Origin of the sequence: Streptomyces sp. NPDC058964 (assembly GCF_042741275.1) — a bacterium.
Taxonomy (GTDB): domain Bacteria; phylum Actinomycetota; class Actinomycetes; order Streptomycetales; family Streptomycetaceae; genus Streptomyces.
Genome location: NZ_JBHYKH010000926.1, coordinates 1 through 1,673, shown reverse-complemented (window position 1 = coordinate 1,673; position 1,673 = coordinate 1). Strand labels below are relative to the sequence as shown.

Here is a 1,673-nt window from a genome sequence, read left to right as displayed (position 1 = left end):
TGGAGACCCTGGCCGGGGCGGGGCTCGCGAGGCCACGTGTGGTGGTCGTCGGCATGTCGGGGTCCGTGTCCGTCCGGCGGTCTATCCGAAGAGCTTCTTGAGCTCGGCGCCGACCGTCCTGTCGCACCTGTCGAGCGCGGCCTCGGGATCACCGCCCTTGCGGACACAGTCGGCGAAGACGTTCTCGGTGGCGGTGATCATGGCCTGGGTCCAGCCGATGTTGTCGAAGTGCCCGTACTCGTTGAAGAGCTTCACGCCCTCGGCCGGCAGCCCCGACTTCAGCTTGGTGGCCGACTGCGCGATGGAGGCGCGCGGAGGGATGTGGAAGCCGTACGAGGTCGCCCAGTCCTCCTGGTACTTCTTCTGGCCGATCCACAGCCACTTCACGTACTCCTTGGCCGCGTCGACGTTCTTGCCCTTGGCGTTGACGAACATCGACCAGCCGCCGTTGTAGACGGACGGCTTGCCGGCGTCGGTGACCTTCGGGAACGGCATGATGCCGAGGTCGTCGCCGAGGGTCTGCTGGAACTGCGGCATGGCCCACATTCCGCAGAACTGGATGGCGCACAGACCCTGGTCGAGCGCGGAGGGGTCCCAGAAGTCGGCGGGGGCGTCGAGCAGGAGGTGGCCGCTGGTGAAGAGCCTGCGCATCTTCTTGAGGCCCTCGACCACGCCGTCGGTGTGGTAGGCGATCCTGTTGTTCTCGTCGAGGGTGTCGGCACCGGCCGACCAGATCAGCGGGTTGATCACCGCGTGCAGGTCGTTGCCGAGGAACAGGCCCTTCACCTTGCTCGTGGTGAGCTTGGCGGCGGCCTCGATCAGCTCGTCGAGGGTGGTGGGCGCCTGGACGCCCGCCTTCTCGAGGAGCGACTTGCGGTAGAAGAAGAACTGCGGGTCGTCGATCATGCGGACGCCGTATATCTTGCCGTCCACCGTGTGCGACGTGATGTCGGCCTGGTTGAAGTCGTCCTTGACCGGATCGACGATGTCGGTCAGATCGGCCACCTGACCGCTCCTGACGAGCTGGATCTGCGGGTGGAACTCGAACAGGTCGGGCGCCTGCTTGGTGAGCAGGGAGGCGAAGAGCTTGCTCTCGAAGTTCGAGCCGGTGATCCACTGCGTGCTGACATCCGCGTCCTCGTACGCCTTCGCGTACCGCTTGATCGCCTGCTCGGTGCCCGCCTCGCCGTAGGCGTGGAAGTACTGCACGAGGTTCTTGCCCGAACCGGAGCCGCCCCCACGGCCGTTGTTGCTGCCACAGGCGGCCAGCGTGCCGGCGGCGGCCATGCCCGCGGCGGCGCGGAACAGTGATCGGCGGGACCAGTTGCTGTTGCTCATTGCCGACATGCTGACGTCCTTGTCTCGAAGTACGGCTGCGGCTCTGCGACCCGGGCCAGATGGCTCATTTGCTGTGCGGAGCGGGACGTTAACCTTCGGCTAATACTTCGGCAAGGGGTTGGACGAAGCCTGTTCGAAGCGTTGTGCTCAGTTCGGGATCCCGAACACGCCGGTGCGGCCGAGGGGTTGAGGGCCGCCGGGCCGGGGGTATGGCCGGCGGCCCTCGGCCGCAGGGGGTGTCACCGGCGGTTACAGGCCTCGGCGGCGCCGCCGGTGGGGCTGTGGAGGTTCCCACCGCTGCCGGCGGCGGTCGGCGGCCCGCCGCCGGCCGGCCC

General features: G+C 67.4%; 1 protein-coding gene. It reads right to left on the bottom strand.

Annotated features, from left to right (window positions below; all coding sequences use genetic code 11):
• Positions 1-81: 81 nt before the first annotated feature.
• On the bottom strand, positions 82-1,347 hold the full coding sequence (locus tag ACFW2E_RS46460) for an ABC transporter substrate-binding protein (RefSeq protein ID WP_384478106.1): 1,266 nt from the start codon (positions 1,345-1,347) through the stop codon (positions 82-84).
• Positions 1,348-1,673: the final 326 nt, after the last annotated feature.